This is a genomic window from Acinetobacter sp. YH01021 (genome assembly GCF_013420255.1).
Taxonomy (GTDB): domain Bacteria; phylum Pseudomonadota; class Gammaproteobacteria; order Pseudomonadales; family Moraxellaceae; genus Acinetobacter.
The window spans coordinates 23,668-44,071 of record NZ_VOYO01000020.1; the positions used below are offsets into that span (position 1 = coordinate 23,668).

Annotated in this window: 20 protein-coding genes; 13 read left to right on the forward strand and 7 right to left on the reverse strand. The window is 42.2% G+C overall.

The annotated features are described in order from the left end of the window. Positions 1–3 precede the first annotated feature (3 nt). Together FTT86_RS12615 and FTT86_RS12620 are read right to left on the reverse strand one after the other, a co-directional pair. Positions 4–1,206: an MFS transporter gene (locus FTT86_RS12615; protein WP_180181312.1), complete on the reverse strand. Its 1,203-nt coding sequence runs from the start codon at positions 1,204–1,206 to the stop codon at positions 4–6. Next, on the reverse strand, positions 1,203–1,646 hold the full coding sequence (locus FTT86_RS12620; protein WP_180038466.1) for a MarR family winged helix-turn-helix transcriptional regulator: 444 nt from the start codon (positions 1,644–1,646) through the stop codon (positions 1,203–1,205). The genes FTT86_RS12615 and FTT86_RS12620 overlap by 4 nt, the downstream gene beginning before the upstream one ends. Positions 1,647–1,911: 265 nt before the next feature. Between FTT86_RS12620 and FTT86_RS12625 the strand changes: the two genes are divergently transcribed. From FTT86_RS12625 to FTT86_RS12635, 3 genes are read left to right on the forward strand one after another with little or no spacing between them, the layout of a single operon-like run. Then, entirely contained in the window at positions 1,912–3,357 is a 1,446-nt protein-coding gene (locus FTT86_RS12625; RefSeq protein ID WP_004280451.1) for a cytochrome ubiquinol oxidase subunit I, read from the forward strand. Then, positions 3,354–4,358 carry a cytochrome d ubiquinol oxidase subunit II gene (cydB, locus tag FTT86_RS12630; RefSeq protein WP_180181313.1) on the forward strand — a complete coding sequence of 335 codons (1,005 nt, stop codon included), beginning with the start codon at positions 3,354–3,356 and terminating at the stop codon, positions 4,356–4,358. Before FTT86_RS12625 ends, cydB begins: the two co-directional genes overlap by 4 nt. Before the next feature lie 9 nt (positions 4,359–4,367). Beyond that, positions 4,368–4,475 (forward strand): hypothetical protein, encoded by a 108-nt coding sequence (locus tag FTT86_RS12635; protein WP_004647088.1) that lies wholly within the window; start codon positions 4,368–4,370, stop codon positions 4,473–4,475. Positions 4,476–4,562: 87 nt separating this feature from the next. Here the strand turns inward: FTT86_RS12635 and FTT86_RS12640 are convergent, their stop codons facing one another. Both FTT86_RS12640 and FTT86_RS12645 read right to left on the reverse strand, forming a co-directional pair. Further along, positions 4,563–5,174, reverse strand: coding sequence for a thermonuclease family protein (locus FTT86_RS12640; protein ID WP_180181314.1), 612 nt, complete (start codon positions 5,172–5,174; stop codon positions 4,563–4,565). Between the two features lie 168 nt (positions 5,175–5,342). Next, a complete protein-coding gene (locus FTT86_RS12645) occupies positions 5,343–6,260 on the reverse strand; it encodes a LysR family transcriptional regulator (RefSeq protein WP_180181315.1) in 918 nt (305 codons plus the stop codon). A gap of 94 nt (positions 6,261–6,354) precedes the next feature. Between FTT86_RS12645 and FTT86_RS12650 the strand changes: the two genes are divergently transcribed. The 7 genes from FTT86_RS12650 to FTT86_RS12680 all read left to right on the forward strand — a co-directional run bounded on the left by FTT86_RS12650 (position 6,355) and on the right by FTT86_RS12680 (position 13,272). After that, positions 6,355–7,596, forward strand: coding sequence for an acyl-CoA dehydrogenase family protein (locus FTT86_RS12650; RefSeq protein ID WP_085064431.1), 1,242 nt, complete (start codon positions 6,355–6,357; stop codon positions 7,594–7,596). 51 nt (positions 7,597–7,647) lie between these two features. Then, on the forward strand, positions 7,648–8,769 hold the full coding sequence (locus FTT86_RS12655) for a phosphotransferase family protein (protein ID WP_005251968.1): 1,122 nt from the start codon (positions 7,648–7,650) through the stop codon (positions 8,767–8,769). Beyond that, positions 8,766–9,464: a histidine phosphatase family protein gene (locus tag FTT86_RS12660; protein WP_004280442.1), complete on the forward strand. Its 699-nt coding sequence runs from the start codon at positions 8,766–8,768 to the stop codon at positions 9,462–9,464. The genes FTT86_RS12655 and FTT86_RS12660 overlap by 4 nt, the downstream gene beginning before the upstream one ends. Positions 9,465–9,516: 52 nt before the next feature. Then, entirely contained in the window at positions 9,517–10,260 is a 744-nt protein-coding gene (locus FTT86_RS12665) for an SDR family oxidoreductase (RefSeq protein ID WP_004280440.1), read from the forward strand. 409 nt (positions 10,261–10,669) lie between these two features. Continuing rightward, entirely contained in the window at positions 10,670–11,728 is a 1,059-nt protein-coding gene (locus FTT86_RS12670) for a fatty acid desaturase (RefSeq protein WP_005100136.1), read from the forward strand. Between the two features lie 216 nt (positions 11,729–11,944). Further along, on the forward strand, positions 11,945–12,655 hold the full coding sequence (locus tag FTT86_RS12675) for an SGNH/GDSL hydrolase family protein (RefSeq protein ID WP_004280437.1): 711 nt from the start codon (positions 11,945–11,947) through the stop codon (positions 12,653–12,655). A gap of 32 nt (positions 12,656–12,687) precedes the next feature. Then, positions 12,688–13,272: a uracil-DNA glycosylase family protein gene (locus tag FTT86_RS12680; RefSeq protein ID WP_180087530.1), complete on the forward strand. Its 585-nt coding sequence runs from the start codon at positions 12,688–12,690 to the stop codon at positions 13,270–13,272. 96 nt (positions 13,273–13,368) lie between these two features. Here FTT86_RS12680 and FTT86_RS12685 read toward each other — a convergent pair whose 3' ends face one another. The 3 genes from FTT86_RS12685 to FTT86_RS12695 all read right to left on the reverse strand — a co-directional run bounded on the left by FTT86_RS12685 (position 13,369) and on the right by FTT86_RS12695 (position 16,167). Then, entirely contained in the window at positions 13,369–13,845 is a 477-nt protein-coding gene (locus FTT86_RS12685; protein WP_180181316.1) for a pyridoxamine 5'-phosphate oxidase family protein, read from the reverse strand. Positions 13,846–14,005: 160 nt separating this feature from the next. Next, positions 14,006–14,443, reverse strand: a complete 438-nt coding sequence (locus FTT86_RS12690) for a hypothetical protein (RefSeq protein ID WP_005106837.1) — start codon at positions 14,441–14,443, stop codon at positions 14,006–14,008. Between the two features lie 167 nt (positions 14,444–14,610). Continuing rightward, on the reverse strand, positions 14,611–16,167 hold the full coding sequence (locus tag FTT86_RS12695; RefSeq protein ID WP_180087527.1) for a phospholipase D family protein: 1,557 nt from the start codon (positions 16,165–16,167) through the stop codon (positions 14,611–14,613). 169 nt (positions 16,168–16,336) lie between these two features. Between FTT86_RS12695 and FTT86_RS12700 the strand changes: the two genes are divergently transcribed. The 3 genes from FTT86_RS12700 to FTT86_RS12710 all read left to right on the forward strand — a co-directional run bounded on the left by FTT86_RS12700 (position 16,337) and on the right by FTT86_RS12710 (position 19,713). Next, positions 16,337–17,401 (forward strand): S-(hydroxymethyl)glutathione dehydrogenase/class III alcohol dehydrogenase, encoded by a 1,065-nt coding sequence (locus tag FTT86_RS12700; RefSeq protein ID WP_311771907.1) that lies wholly within the window; start codon positions 16,337–16,339, stop codon positions 17,399–17,401. Positions 17,402–17,610: 209 nt separating this feature from the next. Continuing rightward, positions 17,611–18,141, forward strand: coding sequence for a hypothetical protein (locus FTT86_RS12705; RefSeq protein ID WP_180181317.1), 531 nt, complete (start codon positions 17,611–17,613; stop codon positions 18,139–18,141). A gap of 522 nt (positions 18,142–18,663) precedes the next feature. Beyond that, entirely contained in the window at positions 18,664–19,713 is a 1,050-nt protein-coding gene (locus FTT86_RS12710) for a 3-deoxy-7-phosphoheptulonate synthase (protein ID WP_180181318.1), read from the forward strand. Positions 19,714–20,404 lie beyond the last annotated feature (691 nt).

Below are 20,404 nucleotides of genomic sequence, written 5' to 3' on the forward strand. Positions count from 1 at the left end.
CGTTTAATGAGAAGGCTGTATTTTTCCTGCTTTCCGGCCATGCAGAAGGTAATACCAGACCAGACAGCTCAGGGTGAGCAGCGCCGAGAACAGATAAAGCTGGCGATAACCAATTTGGTCCAGCAGCATACCCAGGAAATACGGGCCAAAACCAAGACCGGCATCCAGGGCAATAAAGAAGGTTGAGGTTGCGAGTCCCATACGCTGTAATGTCGTACTTTTCACCGCAATGGTTTGACACACTGACTGGATATTCCCAAAACCAAAACCGAGTAACGCTGCACTAGTGAGTAACATCACAGAGTTTTGCGCCTGACTGAGTAGCAATATTCCCAGTGCCATAATCACAATGGCAGGATAGATAATGATATTTTCACCTTTACGGTCCATTAAGGGGCCAGTAAAAGGACGCGACAGCAAAATGGCAAAGGCATACATTAAGAAAAAGAATGATGCTGCTTCGACCAGATTAATGTCTTTGGCATAAAAGTGAATAAACGACAATATGCCTGAATAAGAAGTAGCCACCAGCAGTACAATCAGTGCAATCGGTAGCGCATTCGGTTCAATATACTGAGCCAGTTTGCTGGTGCTTTGCGGAGTAGAGACTGCTGACGAATGACTTGCTTTAAGGCGTGGTGGCTGGATAAATAGCCCACAGATCAGGCAGCTGAGCGCAACAATACTGGTAAAGATGAAAATTACCTGATAATTAAAATTTGTCATCAGCCAGATTCCGGCAAAGGGACCAATCGCTGTGCCAAGGGTGCTGCTCATGCTGAAATATCCAATTCCTTCACCACGCCGTGTGGCAGGAATGGTCTGTGCAATCACTGTACCCAGTACAGTAGAAGCCATACCCATCATAAAACCGTGTATTAGGCGGATACCCAATAAAACTTCCAGCTTGGCCGGAATCATATACAGTCCGGAAAAGAGCAGAAAGCCAGTCAGGCCAATGACAAGCGTATTTTTCAAACCCAGCCGATTCAGTAATTTTCCGATCAATAATCGTCCGAATAGGGTGCCGACAATAAACAGACCTGATACCAGACCGGCTTGTGCAGTCGAAGCCCCTAGCTCAGCCACTGAGTAGCCGACAATCACAATCACCAGTAAGTAGAACACCAGAACCAGCTGGAAATTCACCAGACTGATCAGGATAAAATTGGGCGTCCATAAAGGCGCTTCTTGTTCTTGGCTCATTGAGGTCTGTCCTGAGATGAGGGATATAACTGCTGAATGAGTTGCATCAAGGTATTTTTACTGCCTTCAAGATCATCTGATGCAATGTGCTCAAGCAACTGATCTTCAAATGCATCGATCTGTTTGGAACACATCGCAAAGGTCTCAATTCCTTGCTCACTCAACTTGAACAGCTTTTGACGTTTGTCTTCAGTTTCGAGTTGGGCAATCAGATCGAGTTCAACCAGTTGCTGAATCCGCTTAGTAATACCGGGCTTGGATACATTGAGATAACTGGAAATATCTGCCAGCGTGCATTGTTGCTTTGACTGGATGACGTATAACACCTGCCATAAGGAATAATTTAATTGAGATGACAACAAGATCGTATTGATCTCATCGCTCATCAGTCGTGCGCAGCGTAATAACAGCGTACGAAGTCGGGGAGATTCGGAAAACATATGGTTAGTTAACCTGGGTAACTAAATTTAGGCCTAATTTACGCCTGTTTTATCTAAAGCTCAAGAGGAGAGTTTTAAAAATTATTCAGAGTAATATTTTCTTTATCAGCAAGAGTTACATAGTTTAACCTGATTAAAAAATAATCAACAAAAGACTACATACTTTTTATAACAGCCACGCCTAAGCTAGCCATGTCACTAGAAAAATTCATGACTTAAAAATTGAAGGGCAAAGATGCCAAATAACAATGCATAGGTGAAGCTTATGACTCTGGGTTTAACTGCATTAGAGTTAGCACGAATACAGTTCGCCTTTACTGTATCTTTTCATATCATTTTTCCGGCAATTTCTATTGGCTTGGCCAGCTTTCTGGCCATTCTGGAATGGCGCTGGCTCAAAACCCAAAATCCGATTTTTCAGGATCTATTCAAATTCTGGGTGAAAATTTTCGCTGTGGCATTCGGGATGGGTGTCGTCTCTGGTGTGGTCATGAGCTACCAGTTTGGAACCAACTGGAGTGAGTTTTCCCGGGTGGCAGGCAGCGTGACTGGACCTTTATTGGCCTATGAAGTACTCACCGCTTTCTTTCTGGAAGCGGGCTTTCTGGGCATCATGTTATTTGGCTGGGGGCGAGTGGGACCAAAGGCGCACTTTTTCTCGACCTTGATGGTTGCGATAGGCACCTGTATTTCCATGTTCTGGATTCTATCGTCCAATAGCTGGATGCAGACCCCACAAGGCTTTGCGATTGAAAATGGCCTGATTGTTCCGCAAGACTGGCTTGCTATCGTGTTTAACCCATCTTTCCCTTATCGTCTGGCCCATATGGCCATGGCTGCCTTTCTGGTTTCCGCCTTACTGGTCGCTGCTACAGCCGCATGGCACCTCATCAAAGGCCGTCGTGATGCACTGGTCAAGACTTCATTTTCCATGGCGATGTGGCTGCTTCTGGTACTCGCGCCCTTACAGGTCATCGTCGGTGATATGCACGGTATTAATACCCTTGAACATCAGCCAGCCAAACTTGCAGCCATGGAAGGGCACTGGGAAACCAATCATGACGAAGGCATGCCCTTATATCTCTTTGGTATTCCAGATATGGAGGCCGAAGAAACCAAATATGCAGTCGCAATTCCCAACTTGGGTAGCTTGATTCTAACCCACTCGATGGATGGAAAGGTTACAGGACTTAAAGACTTTGCGCCTGAAGACCGGCCGAATTCGCTGGTGGTGTTCTGGAGCTTCCGGATTATGGTCGGACTCGGCGTATTGATGCTGTTACTGGCGTTATGGGGAGCGTGGGCACGTACCCGTGGTCGCTTTTATGAGTCCCGTGCATTGCACCGATTTGCCCTGATTATGGGACCTTCCGGATTTATTGCCATGCTTGCGGGATGGTTTACCACAGAAGTCGGCCGTCAGCCTTGGGTAGTCTACGGCATCATGCGAACCAAGGATGCATTGTCTCCGGTTTCCGCTGAACAGGTGGGGCTGACCCTGATTATTTTTGTAGTTGTCTACTGTGTGGTATTTGGTATCGGGATTTACTACATGTTGCGCCTGATGCACAAAGGCCCGGATTTTATTCATACCCGACCAGATCATGAATCAGATAGCGATGTGGTTCAGGCCTCGCGTCGACCATTAAGTAGTATTCGCGAACGTATCGAAGAAGTTCCTGAACAACCGGATCAGGAGGACAAAAAATGATTGATTTATCATTAATCTGGATTGTGATTATTGGTTTGGGTGTATTGATTTATACCATTCTCGATGGTTTCGATCTGGGCATCGGCATCTTGTTTCCTTTCTTTCCGCATCAGGATGAACGTGATGTCATGATGAATACCGTGGCTCCGGTCTGGGATGGCAATGAAACCTGGATGGTACTGGGTGGTGCAGGGTTATTTGCAGCTTTCCCACTTGCTTACTCGACCGTACTCTCGGCACTGTATATGCCAATTATTCTGATGGTGATTGCCTTGATTTTCCGCGGCGTGGCTTTTGAGTTCCGCTTCAAGGCAAACCGCAGTAAGCATTGGTGGGATAAAGCCTTTATCGGTGGTTCTGCGATCACCAGTTTCCTGCAAGGCATGATTTTAGGCGCCTATATTCAGGGCATTGAAACCCGAAATGGTGTCTATGTTGGAGGTGGTCTGGACTGGCTCACTCCATTCAGTATTTTCACCGGAATCAGTGTGGTGGTGCTCTATGCGGCATTAGGCTGTGGCTGGCTGATCTATAAAACCGGAGATGACTTACAAGATCGAATGTTTAAACTGATGCCTAAGCTGATTATTGCCTTGCTGATCATATTGGGTGCTGTCAGTATTTATACGCCGTTGACTCATCCTCAGATTGCTGAACGCTGGTTTAGTCAGCCACAATTTACCTATTTTATGCCAGTTCCAGTTCTGGTTCTGCTATTTACCTGGCTGGCCTTACGTGCCTGTAAAAGACGTAGTGAATTAGGCCCATTTACCTATATGCTTTTTCTGGTTTTCCTTGCTTATACCGGATTCTTGATTAGTCTATGGCCATATATTATCCCGCCGAGCGTGACTATCTGGCAGGCAGCAGCGCATGAAAATAGCCAGCTATTTGCCTTGATTGGTGCCTTGATCCTGATTCCTATTATTGTGATTTATACGGGTATGTCCTATTGGGTATTCCGGCATAAGGTCAGGGTCGGCGATGATGGCTATCATTAAGGAGTGGTCATGAAAGGCAAACAGGCATTATGGTTTGTAGGATTATGGCTGGCAGGATTTTTAACGCTGGCCCTGATTGCTGGCGCATTCCGCTTTCTGGTGCATTTGGCTTATTAAATTAGTAAAACTAAAAAAATGAAAAAAGTGATCTGAATGTACTGATCACTTTTTATTATTTGCCGTTTATCTTTGATAAAACCAAATTTACGATTTTACCTGTTTACGATAAACACTTGGACGTACAGGACGGCTACTTTTCCAAAGGCCTTTTTTCTGTTTCTTGGCTTTATTTTGCAGTTCCATCATATAGCGTAAATGGGTTTTGTCCTTGATATATTCTTCATAGACCCACGCTGCACCACGTTTGACAATCTCTTCATTGATATTTTTGCGATAGCGATAGACGACACCCACACAGCGACCATAACGGTCAATGTCGGTTATCTTGACCCGAACCATTTTATTATTCACCATGCTTTTGACCAGACGTTGCGATTCTTTACCATAGGCTTGTGATGATTCAGGGGCATCGACAAAAGCAAAGCGCAATTTGGTCTCAGAGCGACGAATATTAAAACGGTAGCAGGTGAGGGTATCACCATCACTTACGGCTTTTACACGGCACCAGTATTTTTTGCCTTTCTTAAAAGGGCGGAAAACATCTTTTAAATAAACTGTAATTTTATGCAGCAGATAATAAGAAAAACATAGCAATACTAAGCCCAGCACAATTTGCCAGGTGATGGAGAGATTTAACAAAGGCAAGATCCAAATCAGCAAAACCAGCTGTAAAATCACAGCTAAAAGTCGAGCCATTTTAGAGCAAAGCCAGTAGATCTACGGATTAAAAGCTAATCACTCAGTGTTTAGTTTTGTACCAGCTAAAATAGCCTAAGTATATTTTTCTGGCGAAAAGATGAATCTGCAACCATCTAAACTTATATATAAAATAGCCTAAGCAATTTAAATTTCTTTATAAATAGCCTAAGTAAAAATTTTATAAATTTCAGCTCTCAAAAATTGATGTCTTTTATTCTCTTGCAAATCCTTATGCCAATACATCCCCATATTAATTTTCGGCAGTTCCACAGGGACTTCAAAAATATTTAGACTGGTAGCCAATTGTAAATGCGTCAATACATTTTTAGGAATAGTCAGCATGGCTGTCTTTTGCTGCTCCAGAATTTGCAGAGCAGTTGAGTAATGCTGACAGCGTAAAAAAATCTGTCGTGAATATTGTTTCCGACTTAAATAAATATCTTCAACCAAAACACCAGTACGGCGTGATGACACGCCAATATGAGGCGAGGCAAGATAAATCTGCTCATTCATTTCTGTTAATTGTGTACACACTACAAATTCATCTTGCACCAGGCGTTCAAACTGGATTTTTTCAGCAATGTTTTGTTCCAGATCTATGACAAAATCAATCTGTTGAGAGGCGAGGTCTGCTGCTATATTTTTACGGTCCAGCTTCATGCTGCTAAGTTGAATTTCCAGATTGAGTTGCTGAAAGTGCTGAACGAGTCTGGGAAAGATCATTGGCTCAATTTCATCATGAACGGCAATTTTCAAACTCTGAATCATTTCTGGTCTGAACTGCTGATGTTGTATTGAAATATTTTGAATTGCAAAAAGTGCATTCTTCAGCTCAGGATAGATCTGTTCCGCAAACGGCGTAGGTTGCATTTTGCTACCAGTACGTACAAATAAATCATCCTGTAAATGCTGCCTTAAACGTTGTAAAGCATGACTAGCAGCAGACTGGCTGATTGATAAAATTTGTGCAGCTTTAGAAATACTGTTCTGCTCATAAATTGCCATAAAAAGCGGATAAAGGTTAATGTCGATACGATGAAAATTTCGCAGGTCCATGACTGTTTTAGAATGAATACTATGCATAATAATGTATGGGATAAAATCATTTTATTCATAATAGGTTTTGGGTTAAGGTGTTGTAAAGTGTATGAATTAGAATATTTAGAGGGATAAAGAGATGTTTGAGCTTTCAGCACGTGCACAAGATTATTTAAATAGAACCAAAAAATTTATTGCTGATGAAATTGAACCAGTTGAAGCTGATTTCTGGCAGCAGGTTCACGAGTTGAATCAAGGCAGTGACTGGACCAAATGGCAATGGCCAGCAGAACTGGAAAGCTTAAAATCCAAAGCCAAGGCAGCAGGCCTTTGGAATATGTTTCTCCCTTGTCCTGAACTTGGCCAAGGTTTATCGGTTCAGGAATATGCGCATATTGCCGAACTTTCCGGACGTAGCCTGATTGCACCAATCGTATTTAACTGTAATGCGCCAGATAGCGGCAATATGGAAGTATTGTGGCGTTATGGTTCTGAAGAACAAAAACAGCAATGGCTGAAGCCACTATTAGAAGGGAAAATCCGTTCGGTCTTTTGTATGACTGAACCTGCAGTCGCATCCAGTGATGCGACCAATATGCAGGCAACGGCGATGGTGGAAGGTGATGAGATTATTCTCAATGGTCGTAAATGGTGGTCATCAGGTATGGGCGATCCAAATGCCAAAATTATTATTTTTATGGCGCATACTCCAGATGAAACAAAAGACCGTCATCATCAGCATTCGATGGTTCTAGTTCCGGTAGATACCGCAGGGGTAAAAATTGAACGTATGCTGCCTGTATTTGGTGACTATGATGCGCCACATGGCCATGGGGAAGTCAGCTTTGAAAATGTCCGCGTTCCGGTAGCGAATTTTATTGGTGGCGCCGGTCAGGGTTTTGAAATTGCCCAAGGCCGTTTAGGGCCAGGCCGTATTCATCATTGTATGCGCTGCATCGGGGCTGCGGAAAAATCCTTAGAGTTGATGATTGACCGAGGCATGAGCCGGACAGCATTTGGCAAAGAGATTTTAAAACTTGGCGGTAACTTGGAACGTGTCGCGGAAGCACGGGTTGCGATTGATCAGGCACGTCTTTTGACCTTGTATGCAGCCTATAAAATGGATACTTTAGGGAATATGGCGGCACTGACTGAAATTTCTGCAATTAAAGTCGTTGCGCCAAGTGTGCTGGAAAAAGTTGTCGATATGGCCATCCAGATCCACGGCGGTGCCGGTGTCTCTCGTGATACGCCACTGACCGGATTCTTTGCCCAGGCACGTGCCTTACGTTTGGCTGATGGCCCGGATGAAGTGCATAAGGGCATGATTGCCAAACTGGAACTGGCAAAACGTGGCTACAGTACACGCCACAAAAAATAAACTGGCTTAAATAGAAGATTGCAACGTATTAAAAAATTTTAAGGAAAAATTATGGCGGTTATTGATGTAGGTGGAGCAGTTCGTGCAGGTGAAGAACTGGATGTACAAGCCATCACCAATTGGCTAATTCAGCAAAATGTGAATGTTGAAGGCCCTGTGCAAGTGACCCAATATTCAGGCGGAGCTTCAAACTGGACCTACCGTTTACAGTATACCAATGCCGATCTAATTTTACGTCGTCCGCCGCAAGGTACCAAAGCCAAATCAGCCCATGATATGGCACGTGAATATCATGTACAAAAAGCCTTGTCTGAACATTATCCGGTGGTGCCTGAAATGGTGGCGCTTTGTCAGGATGAATCAGTGATTGGTTGTGATTTCTATGTGATGAAACGGCTTGAAGGAATTATTCCTCGCGCCAAAATGCCAGCTGAGCTGCAGCTTACTGAATCCGATATCCGGACTTTATGTATCAATGTGATTGATAAACTGATCGAATTGCATCAGGTGCCTTATCAAGGAACTGAACTTGAAAATCTCGGTAAGGGTGAAGGCTATTGTCGCCGTCAGGTCGAAGGCTGGGATGTACGTTATGAAAAGGCTAAAACTTTAAATGTTCCATCGTTTAAATATGTGCGCAACTGGCTTAAAGATAATATTCCTTCAGATTCTAAAACCTGTGTGATTCATAATGACTGGCGTTTTGATAATGTCATCTTAAATCCGGAAAATCCGACTGAAGTGATTGGCGTACTGGACTGGGAAATGGCGACACTCGGCGATCCGCTCATGGACCTAGGTTCTGCTTTAGCCTATTGGGTGGAAGATACTGACAATGCCATCTTTAAGGCAACACGCCGCCAGCCGACCAATCTAAAAGGTATGTTTACCCGTAAAGAAGTGGTGGATTACTACTTGGGAAAAACCGGCCTGCAACCGGAAAACTGGGCGTTTTATGAGGTGTTCGGAATTTTCCGTCTCGCGGTGATTGCCCAGCAGATCTATTATCGTTATTACCATAAACAGACTAATAATCCAGCGTTCAAGGATTTTTGGGTGGTGATTCATGCCTTGCATATTCGTGCCTTAAAACTGATTGGCAAGCAAAAACTGGAAGCCAATGAGATTGCACAAAAGTATGTGCTTAAATTTAAAGAGATAATGCCAAAATGACAACCATTTACTTGATCCGGCATGGCCAGGCCTCTTTTGGCGCAGAAAGTTACGATCAACTTTCGCCCAACGGCGAGTTACAGGCAAAGCTTTTGGGTCGCTATTTTGAAGAAATCCTGAAAGAAGCGCCTTATGTGGTGGCTGGTTCCATGCAACGCCATCAACAGACAGCGCAATTATCACTGGACAAATGTTTTCCGGAAAGTGAGATTCTGACCGATAGTGCCTGGAATGAATTTAATCATCAGCAGGTATTCGCCCGTTATGAGCCGCGCTTTAATCAGCCTGAATTGCTGAAACAGGATGTATCAGAACATGAAAATCCACGGGATTATCTGAGCAAGATTTTTAGCGGTGCAATTGCACGCTGGACTGGCGATGATTATCACCATGAATATGATGAATCTTGGCCAAGTTTCAAAGCACGCGTGGAAAGCGGCTTAGAAAATCTGTGTGACCAGTTGTCCAAAAGCCGACCACGCTATGCAGTAGTTTATACCTCAGGTGGGGTGATTTCTGTGGCTGTAGGCAAAATTTTGGGCCTTAGTCCGGAGAAAACCTTTGCTCTGAACTGGGCGATTACCAATACCAGTATCACGACACTACGTCTGGTGGGTAATGAACCGCAACTACTCAGTTTAAATGAACATCATTTTATTAAAGCACAGCGTCCAGACTTATTGACCTGGATTTAAAATGAGATTGAAAACCTAATACGCTAGAAAAATAAAGGAATAGGGTAAATACATGGCTAAAACAATTTTAATTACCGGTGCAAGTTCAGGGATCGGCGCCGGTATGGCACGTGAATTTGCGAAAAAAGGCTATAACCTGGCGATTTGTGCACGTCGTTTGGAGCGTCTGGAAATCTTAAAGCAGGAACTGGAAAGCCAATATGGCATCAAAGTCATTGCCAAAACACTAGATGTCACCGATTACGATCAAGTGTTTGAAGTGTTTCGTGCTTTTAAAGAAGACTTTGGCACCATTGACCGAGTTATTGTGAATGCTGGTGTCGGTGAGGGCCGCCGGATTGGTAAAGGTAATTTTGCTATCAATAAAGCCACGGTTGAAACCAACTTTATTTCGGCATTAGCACAATGTGAAGCTGCAGTTGAAATCTTCCGTGCACAAAACTCTGGCCATCTGGTGATGATTTCATCTATGAGTGCAATGCGCGGTATGCCAAAACATTTAACGGCTTATGGTGCAAGTAAGGCCGGCGTGGCTCATTTAGCGGAAGGCATTCGAGCTGAATTGATCGATACGCCAATAAAAGTGACCACCATTTTCCCAGGATATATTCGTACTGAAATTAATGAAGGGGCAAAAAAGCTACCTTTTGAAGTAGATGAAAAAACTGGTTCGCGTTTATTGGCAGCAGAAATTGAAAAAGCACCAGTTAAGGCTTATGTGCCGAAATGGCCTTGGTTGCCACTCGGTCTAGCCATGAAAGTATTACCACTTAAACTGGTGAACAAGTTAGGTTAAAAGCGCTCTTAGATCTATAAAAAGAGAAGCTAGAGCGCTTCTCTTTTTATTTTTTATGACAAACTGAGAAAAATTTCTGAATCAGTATTTTTTTCTAAAAAATGTATAGCTTGAATTTACAAAAAAGCGAAATTTTATAAATCCTAATATATTGATTATTAAAATAAAGTTTTAAATTATCAAAAATTATATTTTTATTTTATTGATGAATTTGCAATTAAATCAATTACTTTTAAATTTTCGTTTCATGAGAAAGACCCTCTTTAACTTTTCCTAATTTTCGCCAATTTTAAGAACTTTTCCAAACTGTCCAAAACTTAGACATACTCACTCTAAAAGTGGAAAGATAACTTCTCTTTTTTAGAATTTCCTTTAATGTACAACCGTCCAGAAATTAAAGGTTGTCCATATGTCTACATCTGCGGATATGACTGACCAGCAGCGAATCTCCAAGGTCAGAAGTATCGTTACCCAGGCCGGGGAAGAGGTGCGTGCTCGTTATCCCATACTCAAACATCAGAACTTTATCGGTGCGAGTATTTTAGGCTTTGCCTGGGCAGGCATGATTGCATGCGCGGTAGCATATGGAACAGGTTATCTCTCAGCATGGTTTACCATTCCCTTGATTGCGATTTTTGCGTCATTGACCCATGAATTGGAACATGACCTGATTCATTATATGTATTTCAAAAAAACACCTTGGGCACATCATTTGATGTTAGCACTGGTCTGGTTGGCACGTCCAAACACCATCAGTCCGTGGGCACGTCGTCGTTTACATTTGCATCATCATAAATATTCAGGCACTGAACATGACCTGGAAGAACGTGGCATCAGTAATGGTATGCCTTGGGGCATTCGCCGAATTCTGGTCATTAGTGACCAGTTGATGTCAGTGTATCTGCGTCCATTTCAGATGTTTAAGATGATTCATCTTTTTCTGGAAAAACAGCCTGAAAAAGAACGTAAAATTGCCATGATTTCTCAGTTATTCGGCTTTTTACCTCTCAGCATTATTTACTATGGATTGTGCTATCTGTTTGTGGTTTTTCATGGTTTAAATGCGATTGCACCGCTATTTGGTTATGAGATGCTCTGGTCACAAGGTATTGTCAACACGATGCCGATCGTGAATCTGCTGGCAGTCATCTGGGTGATTCCGAACTTTATCCGTTCTTTTAGCTTGCAGTTTGTCAGTTCAAATATGCATTACTATGGCGATATTGATCCACGTGATGTGATCAAACAAACCCAAGTGCTCAATCCATGGTGGATGGTCCCGTTCCAGTTATTCTGCTGTAATTTTGGTTCGACCCATGCGATTCATCACTTTGTAGTCAAGGAGCCATTTTATATCCGTCAACTGACGTCTAAAACGGCGCATAAAGTAATGAAAGAAGTGGGCGTGCGTTTTAATGATGTGGGAACCTTTAAGCGTATGAATCGCTGGAATGACTATAAAATCTAAGCTTTGATTGTCATAAAAATCCCGTTTTTAAGCGGGATTTTTTTATATTTATCCTTTGTGATTTACCCAAGGGCAAGATGTATAAGCCTATATTTTGCAAGAATCCTATCTCAGTCAAATTTAGGTGAACATTCATCTAAAATGATTGCTGAGGAAATAGTTCAAAAGAATAAACTCAGGTAAAATCAAGTATATCTTTATATAAATTAGCCCACTATGTTGCTGAAAGCCGCCACCATTGCCTTGATTCCTGCACTCGTCATTCAGGGTAATCGCGTCAAGAAAAATACCCTAAGACTGCCGGAACCTGAAGGTGCACGTGAAGGTCAAACCGGAACCGGCAACAAACTGTCTCTGCTGATTTTAGGGGATTCGGCAGCAGCAGGTGTAGGAGTAGAACATCAGGATGACGCATTACTGGGTGCAATTCTGCATGAACTGAAAGATGACTTTGAAATTGACTGGAAATTACAGGCCAAAACAGGCGATACCAGCTCAAAAGTAATTCATGCTTTGGACCAAATAGAAGTCCAGCACTATGATGTAATCGTCACGTCGGTTGGCGTCAATGATGTGACCAAACTGATACCTGTCGAGGTTTGGATTCAGAAGCAGGAACAGCTTTATAGTAAAATTCAGCAAAAATTTAGTCCGAAACTGATCATTGCTGCCGGTGTGCCGCCAATGAATATGTTTCCGGCGCTACCGAATCCTTTAGCCTGGCTATTTGGCCAGTATGCTAAACAGATGAACCAGCAACTAGAAAATTTTGTGAATCAGCAAGTGAATATGCAATGGATTGAATACGATATTGAGAAGTATCGTGCCATGAATTTACAAATGGCTGCAGATGGTTTTCATCCGAGTAAGGAAGTTTATACACTTTGGGGACAAGAAGTAGCTGGCAAGATTCGGAAGACCTTCTAAAATAGTTGAAATCTCTCAATTTAGTTAATTCTATGTCTGATATTGAAACGCATCCGCTACCGCCATTTTTACCGCCCAATGCCAAATTACTGATGTTGGGTAGTTTTCCGCCACCTGCCACACGCTGGAAAATGAACTTTTATTATCCAAACTATCAAAATGATATGTGGCGGATTTTTGGACTGATTTTCTTTGAAAATAAAGATTACTTTTTAGATCTACCCAATAAAAAATTTCAGGAACAATTGATCCGGGAGTTTTTAACAGAAACGGGGATTGCGATTTTTGATAGTGGCTATCAGATCCGGCGTTTAAAGGGCAATGCTTCAGACAAATTTTTGGAAATAGTAGTACCCACCAATATTGAGCAACTGCTCAGCCAAATGCCGCAGTGTAATCATATTATGACCACAGGCGACAAGGCCACAGACACCATGATGCTGTCCATGCCTGAAGGGACTCTAAAGCCGAGTATTGGGCAACCAAGTCAGGCTTATTTTGTCGGACGTGATCTGCATTTATATCGCATGCCTTCATCTTCTCGAGCATATCCGGTTTCTCTGGAGAAAAAAGCCGAAAGTTACCGGACAATGTTTGAGCATGTGGGTCTGGTTTAATATTTAATCCAATAATCAGATGAAAAATGGTTAAAGAGCTTTTTGGCTATAGATAAGAAATAAACTTACTATTTGTAAGTTATTGACCTTATTTATTCACATATTTGGATATTCGATCCAGCGATAGCTATTGATCTTCATCTCCCGGACATGATGAAAGCTGGACCAGATTAACTGACTACCTTTGGTCCATTTTAAAGCTCGAATACGCGACTCCACCTGTCGTATTTCCTCAAGCGAGGCCGGACGTAAAGGACCAATTTCTGCATATAAGCGTACTCCTGGATAACGTTTAAATTTACCTTTAAGTAACGAATGAAACCAAAACAGTTTGCTACTGTTCACAGCCTGTATGCATGCCATCGGCTGATGCTGTAAATTCTCAGAAAAAGTAGTGGAATAAGTATCAAAGAAGAAACCGATACTGGTCTTTTTGTTGAGAAATATGGTTCCGATCGGAGTAATACTAGGAAAGCCTTTGGGGTTGACTGTTGCAATAGAGCAATGCATGGCAGCCCGTTGTGCATCAGCGACCACCTGACGAATCTGTTGCCATTCACTATCAGAAATCATGTCGTGATTCTCTTTTTATTTTTTATAAATTTTATAACAACTTATTTAGCTTGGCATTGCCTGAAAAAATTGAAGATAGGGCAGTTTAATCAATCTAAAACGTCACTCAGATTATAAAAAAGAGCCACATGGGCTCTTTAAAAAATGCAAAATTCGGCGATTAGTCATCGTATTCGACATAATCCCACAAATTTAAACGTGCTTTAATTTCCTGACGGATTTCAGGCAACATCGGCAAAAGAGTACCATCAATCCATAAGCTTAACGCTTGGGCAGAGAGTACTTGCTGCTGTTCATCGACCAGTTGTGCACCTTTCAACATGATACCGGTCTCATCAGTGGCTTCAGTTTCTACACCTTTAAATAAAACCTGTAATTCATAACTACTATCCTGAATCTGCCATTCCAGTTCGAGCTGAATATTTTCACTGGATTTCAAAACTACCTGTCCCTCGACAGTATCGGAGTCGGACAAACAGTCATGTTCCACCCGAATTTTGGCCAAATACCATTCTTGCTGGGATAAATCATGGAGAGTTTTTACAGGCGTGAGAATATCACTGAACTTAAACTGACGGCTTAGATCAAAAAATTGCATGGGAGTGGAGGGCGAACAAGCGCAAAATACGAGAAAAATGTAATTCTAAAGTAAGCGCAATAGACTGTAAAACCCTTTAAACGATGATTGGACTAAGTTAGGTTAATCGGCTATTCTCGAAATACGGGCTTTTCATAGCATGTAATTTTAAGGTCACTCCAATGTCATTACATTAACCATTCACCGGGAAATTTCGTCACCAGATTCATCATAAAACGCTGGAATTTTGTAGTTTCCGGATCATGTAAATGCTGAATACTACGGCCATCTTTTTGATGTTCCAGCCAAATCATTTCATTTTTTTCGTTCAGTTTAAGTTGATAAGCCACGCGTGGTAAGTACTGATCCATCGCACTGGTGATTTCCTTCTGAAAATCTTCCGATTCAATGACCAGACCGACTTCGGTATTCAGATAGGCTGAACGCGGATCAAAATTAAATGAACCGACAAAAACCATGCCATCCAGATCAAAAAACTTGGCATGCAAACTGGAGCTATTTTTGTTTTTAGCCGGGATAATGTCTCCGGTCATAATTTCATACCAGGTCCGTTCCGGACGGACAATGTAGGGTTTAAATTCCCAGAGTTCGATGCCACTTTTCAATAATTGCTGACGATATTGCTGGTAATAGGCATGCACTGCGGCCACATCATTGGCCTGAAAAGAGTTAGTCAGGATTCTGATTTTCACACCCTGTTGCGCACGGCGGGTTAAATAGTCGGCCCCTTTTTGCGTGGGAATAAAATATGAGGACACTAGTTCCAGATGTTTTTTTGGCTCACCCATTAATTCAAGCATATGGGTATAAATATAATCGCCATTTTTGGCATGAGGACGGGCTTTTGCGGGACTATCCGCAACAAAATAAGCTGCCGCCCAGTGCATAGGTTGTTTTTTTAAGTGTTGTTCGACTTGTTTCTCGGCAATGCCCACCCGGCGTTTGAGTTCAGTTTCATCAACATCTTCACGTTCAAATTCAGTTCTGAGCCTTTTGAGCATTTCAGGATGGCCGGCATCATTTAGCACCTGTCGTACATCATAACTCAGATCATCATTCCAGAAGTTAATAAAGGTCTGATTGGCATCTGTTACGCTTTGCCCCGCGAAGAATATATCAACATCGGTGAATTGAAAATCTTCACTGGCATCAAAATATTCACTGCTGATATTCCGGCCACCAGTCACGGCTGCAGTTCCGTCCGCAATGATTAATTTATTGTGCATGCGATGATTAACCTTTTTCATCCGGAAACCATAATCCAGCGCACGTAAATGACGAAATTTATAGGGATTAAAAATCCGGACTTCAAAATTTGGATGTTGGCTTAGAGCAAGAAGCTTGTCATCAAGCTGGGTGCCATTTTGATCATCAATCTGAACCCGCACTTTGACACCGCGATCGGCAGCTTTGAGTAATTGAGACAAGATCATATTGCCAATATAATCATCCTTCCAGATGTAATATTGCAGATCCAGATGATATTTGGCTTTGTTAATTAGGTGCAGACGCGCTGCCATACTCATAAAGCCATCATAGAGCGGCAAAAAAGCCGTTTTACCGCTATTGATCTGCTGTTTTGAAAGTTGATTGTCGATCCAGTGTGCAGGTCGAACTGGCGTGATTTTCGCTTCTTCAGCAGTGTTGGGAGCCGGTTCACAGCCAGAAAGCATGATGCTAAAAGTAAAAATGCTCAAACATACAAAAGGCGAAGGTTTAGTCATTGATGTTCCATTAATTATAGGATCTTTTATTCCTTATCTTGTGATGTTAATAGTTGAATCTCCGAATAGAAAGAGGTTACTGTTAGTCATCTGTAAATCAGCAAAAAAAGGACAGTTTTACATGAAATCACGTGCAGCAGTTGCATTTGGTCCAGGCTAGCCATTAGAAATTGTAGAAGTGGATGTTGCTCCACCAAAAGCAGGTGAAGTACTGGTAAAAATTAGCCATACAGGCGTGTGTCATACCGATGCATTTACCTTGTCTGGTGAAGATCCTGAAGGTGTATTTCCTGCAATCTTGGGTCATGAAGGTGCGGGTGTGGTCGTTGAAGTCGGTGAAGGTGTCACCAGCCTGAAACCGGGCGATCACGTGATTCCGCTTTATACTGCTGAGTGTGGCGAATGCTTGTTCTGTAAATCAGGCAAGACCAACCTGTGTGTTGCTGTACGGGCGACGCAAGGTAAAGGTGTCATGCCAGATGGTACGACCCGTTTCTCTTATAATGGCGAGCCGATCTATCACTATATGGGTTGTTCAACTTTTTCAGAATATACCGTGGTTGCTGAAGTTTCTCTGGCAAAAATTAATCCTGAAGCCAACCATGAGCATGTTTGCCTGCTGGGCTGTGGTGTGACTACCGGTATTGGTGCAGTACATAACACCGCTAAAGTTCAGGAAGGTGACAGTGTTGCAGTATTTGGTTTAGGTGGTATCGGTCTTGCTGTAGTACAAGGCGCACGTCAGGCCAAAGCCGGCCGTATCATTGTGATTGATACCAATCCGGATAAATTTGAACTGGCGAAACAGTTTGGTGCGACAGATTTCCTGAATCCAAACGACTATGATCAGCCGATTCAGCAAGTGATTGTCGAAATGACTGGTTGGGGTGTAGACCATTCATTCGAATGTATCGGTAATGTAGATGTAATGCGTTCAGCACTAGAATGTGCGCACCGTGGCTGGGGTCAGTCAGTGATTATTGGTGTAGCCGGAGCAGGTAAAGAAATTTCAACCCGTCCATTCCAGTTAGTCACAGGTCGTAAATGGATGGGTACTGCTTTTGGTGGGGTGAAAGGTCGTTCACAATTACCGGGAATGGTAGAGCAATCCATGAAAGGTGAAATTCAGCTGGAACCTTTTGTGACTCATACCATGCCATTAGGTCAGATCAATGAAGCTTTTGACCTAATGCATGAAGGCAAGTCAATTCGTACCGTCATTCATTTTGACTAAGCTTTTTCAATTTTAAAAAAGACCGGTATTAAACCGGTCTTTTTTATGCGGCTTTCACTTGATTCAGGATACATTAGTGCATGAAAGCCTCACAGAGAGTCACTGAAACAAAACACGCCTGCTAATGTCATTACATGCCAGATGCTTATATTAAATAGGACGTATGAAGATACGTGCTAAAACCATTTTAAAGAATAAGGATAAGCTCTATGTCGAATGATAATTTTGATCGTGATGTAATTAAGAATGCGCCTAAAGATGTCCGCGATGATTTAAATGCCGATCCAATTACGGGTGAGCCTGGCGCACATCCTGTGGGTACAGGTGTAGGTGCTGCAGGTGGCGCAGCGGCAGGTGCAGCCATTGGTGCTGCAGGCGGTCCAGTGGGTGTCGCTGTCGGCGGTGTAGTCGGTGCTGTTGTTGGCGGTCTGGCAGGTAAAGGTGTAGGCGAAGCTATAAATCCAACAGAAGAACAGGCTTACTGGCGTGATAATTCGATCAATACGCCATACTATTCAGATGCTCGTACCACCTATAGCGATCTGGATTATGACCGTGATTATGATACGGCCTATCGAGTTGGTTATGAAAACCGTGGCAGCTATGATGCCCATACTCGTTTTGAAGACGTAGAACCTGATTTGAGATTGAAATGGGAAAAAATAAAAGGCGAATCACGTTTAAACTGGGAACAGGCTAAATTTGCAGTGCGTGATGCCTGGAATCGTGTTTCACGTTAATTTTTAATCTTTGGATTAAACTGAAGTTTCTTTGGTAAAACCCGCAATAGGTTTGTGGGTTTTACTAATTTTAGTGATACATATCACGGTTTGATTGATCGATAAATAAAAGTAGAAAAGTTAATAAATATTTTTTTATATTTAATGCTTGTCAAATGATCACAGAGCGCGTATTTTAATTTCAGAATCACATTTTATGAAAGACATAACATGTTAAAGCAACCTATCATTTCAAACGCATATTTTTATTTCTGGCAGTTTAGCTAATTGCCTGAATGCGTTTGGGCAATGAAAAGGTTGCCCACCAGTTTATACCTGATCGGCAACCCTGATCAGGTTTTTTTTATGCCTTTCATTTTTTACAATATTTTGGAGACAGCCATGACAAACTTTAACTATTCATACTTTAACAACTTTTATTGGTCTTATTTTAGTCAGCTAATGACACTCACAACACCTTCGATTAGACCCATAACGCTCAAATAAAAGTTTGGACTGATTGCCAGTCCCAGGATTAAAGTCATGAATACCCCAAATACATCACAACAACATCATGCTGAAAGCATTTTAATTTTACCTCAGCAGCTTAAGCAGCAATTGCCACTGTCTTCGCAATTAGCCAGCCAAGTCGCTGAACACCGTCAAACTATTCAAAATATATTAGAAGGCAAGGATCATCGTTTAATGGTGGTCACAGGCCCATGTTCCATTCATGATGAAGCTTCCGCGCTAGACTATGCAGAAAAATTAAAACAACTTCAGTCACAGCTATCTGATCAGATTTTCCTGGTGATGCGTGCTTATATTGAAAAACCACGGACTACGGTGGGTTGGAAAGGTTTCCTTTACGATCCAAATCTGGATGGTTCATCCAATATGCAATTGGGCTTGGAAAAATCCCGTGACTTATACCTAAAAATTATTGAAATGGGCCTGCCAATCGCTTCGGAAATTCTTAGCCCAATGGCAACTGCTTATTTCGATGATCTATTGGCCTGGGGAGCGATTGGCGCACGTACCAGCGAATCACAAATTCATCGCGAAATTTCCAGCCATATGCCGTACAGCATCGGTTTCAAAAATGGTACTGATGGTTCGATCCAGATTGCACTAGATGCCATCCAGTCTGCCTCTCATCCGCATCAATTCTTGGGGATGAGCCAGTCTGGTTTACCATGTATTTTACACTCGCAAGGTAATCCGAAAGCACATTTGATTTTACGTGGCTCGAATAGCGGACCAAATTACCAATTGTCAGAAATTGAGAAAATCCGGGCCAAACATCAGATCGACTTACCGGCATTGGTAATTGACTGTAGTCATGGCAATAGCTCAAAAAATCCGATGCTACAGCCTAAAGTACTGGAACAGATCGTAGCAGAACGCTTACAGACCAATGTTCGTGGCGTAATGCTAGAAAGTCATTTGGTAGATGGCAACCAGAAAATTTCTGAGCAAATGACTTATGGTCAATCTGTTACTGATGGATGTCTGGGCTGGACAAAAACACGACAACTGTTACTGGAGGTGGCCAATACTTTAGCGATCAGTTGTCTGAAACGTAGTGCCTAAATTTAAAAACCACTTTCTCTGCTTGAGCAGCGGGGAAAGTGCTTTTTTGAATATCAGGAAGCAGTTATTTATAAATATAATTAACCTGTAATAGGTCACATAATTGTGACGATAATTTTCATCAAATTATTAAAATCTGTTTGTGTCCTTGTCTAACTCTAGACACAATAAAAACCAGTATATTTCTCTGAATATATAAATTTTTCAAATATTTAAATATCAAATCCGTTCACTTGGGGATCTCAATGTTTGCGCTAGAGCTTTTAGAAGAAGCACGAAAATTTATGCACCATATGCTAAGCGTAATACGGACTCCAATAATGAACTGCGCTTGCAAATCAAATTGAAAAGTAATCGTCTTAACCCAGTTTTACAGGCGGAAAGTACTCAAATATCTATGCTTGAGCAGTCTAGATCACGCACACTTTCTACCGATTAATACTGAGGATCTGGGCAACGCATAATTTGGCTAAAAATGTATGGCCAATGTCACTTTTAATGTTAGGTGGCATAATCAATGCCAGAGTCTGAAAGCGGATATTTCTATTTTGGACTTACAAGGGCTGTTATTCACCAATTAAAATGTCTATGCGATAAACCATTTAAAATGTCCTGTTTTTAACCACAAGAGTCAAGCACAGGATTTAACTTTCTTTGTTCAATAACAGCTTTCTGAGCTTTACGACTCGGC

Excerpts from the sequence above, each read along its gene's own strand:
- FTT86_RS12615 (WP_180181312.1), bottom strand. The coding sequence starts at position 1,206 with ATGAGCCAAGAACAAGAAGCGCCTTTATGGACGCCCAATTTTATCCTG.
- FTT86_RS12620 (WP_180038466.1), bottom strand. The coding sequence starts at position 1,646 with ATGTTTTCCGAATCTCCCCGACTTCGTACGCTGTTATTACGCTGCGCA.
- FTT86_RS12625 (WP_004280451.1), top strand. The coding sequence starts at position 1,912 with ATGACTCTGGGTTTAACTGCATTAGAGTTAGCACGAATACAGTTCGCC.
- cydB (WP_180181313.1), top strand. The coding sequence starts at position 3,354 with ATGATTGATTTATCATTAATCTGGATTGTGATTATTGGTTTGGGTGTA.
- FTT86_RS12635 (WP_004647088.1), top strand. The coding sequence starts at position 4,368 with ATGAAAGGCAAACAGGCATTATGGTTTGTAGGATTATGGCTGGCAGGA.
- FTT86_RS12640 (WP_180181314.1), bottom strand. The coding sequence starts at position 5,174 with ATGGCTCGACTTTTAGCTGTGATTTTACAGCTGGTTTTGCTGATTTGG.
- FTT86_RS12645 (WP_180181315.1), bottom strand. The coding sequence starts at position 6,260 with ATGCATAGTATTCATTCTAAAACAGTCATGGACCTGCGAAATTTTCAT.
- FTT86_RS12650 (WP_085064431.1), top strand. The coding sequence starts at position 6,355 with ATGTTTGAGCTTTCAGCACGTGCACAAGATTATTTAAATAGAACCAAA.
- FTT86_RS12655 (WP_005251968.1), top strand. The coding sequence starts at position 7,648 with ATGGCGGTTATTGATGTAGGTGGAGCAGTTCGTGCAGGTGAAGAACTG.
- FTT86_RS12660 (WP_004280442.1), top strand. The coding sequence starts at position 8,766 with ATGACAACCATTTACTTGATCCGGCATGGCCAGGCCTCTTTTGGCGCA.
- FTT86_RS12665 (WP_004280440.1), top strand. The coding sequence starts at position 9,517 with ATGGCTAAAACAATTTTAATTACCGGTGCAAGTTCAGGGATCGGCGCC.
- FTT86_RS12670 (WP_005100136.1), top strand. The coding sequence starts at position 10,670 with ATGTCTACATCTGCGGATATGACTGACCAGCAGCGAATCTCCAAGGTC.
- FTT86_RS12675 (WP_004280437.1), top strand. The coding sequence starts at position 11,945 with ATGTTGCTGAAAGCCGCCACCATTGCCTTGATTCCTGCACTCGTCATT.
- FTT86_RS12680 (WP_180087530.1), top strand. The coding sequence starts at position 12,688 with ATGTCTGATATTGAAACGCATCCGCTACCGCCATTTTTACCGCCCAAT.
- FTT86_RS12685 (WP_180181316.1), bottom strand. The coding sequence starts at position 13,845 with ATGATTTCTGATAGTGAATGGCAACAGATTCGTCAGGTGGTCGCTGAT.
- FTT86_RS12690 (WP_005106837.1), bottom strand. The coding sequence starts at position 14,443 with ATGCAATTTTTTGATCTAAGCCGTCAGTTTAAGTTCAGTGATATTCTC.
- FTT86_RS12695 (WP_180087527.1), bottom strand. The coding sequence starts at position 16,167 with ATGACTAAACCTTCGCCTTTTGTATGTTTGAGCATTTTTACTTTTAGC.
- FTT86_RS12705 (WP_180181317.1), top strand. The coding sequence starts at position 17,611 with ATGTCGAATGATAATTTTGATCGTGATGTAATTAAGAATGCGCCTAAA.
- FTT86_RS12710 (WP_180181318.1), top strand. The coding sequence starts at position 18,664 with ATGAATACCCCAAATACATCACAACAACATCATGCTGAAAGCATTTTA.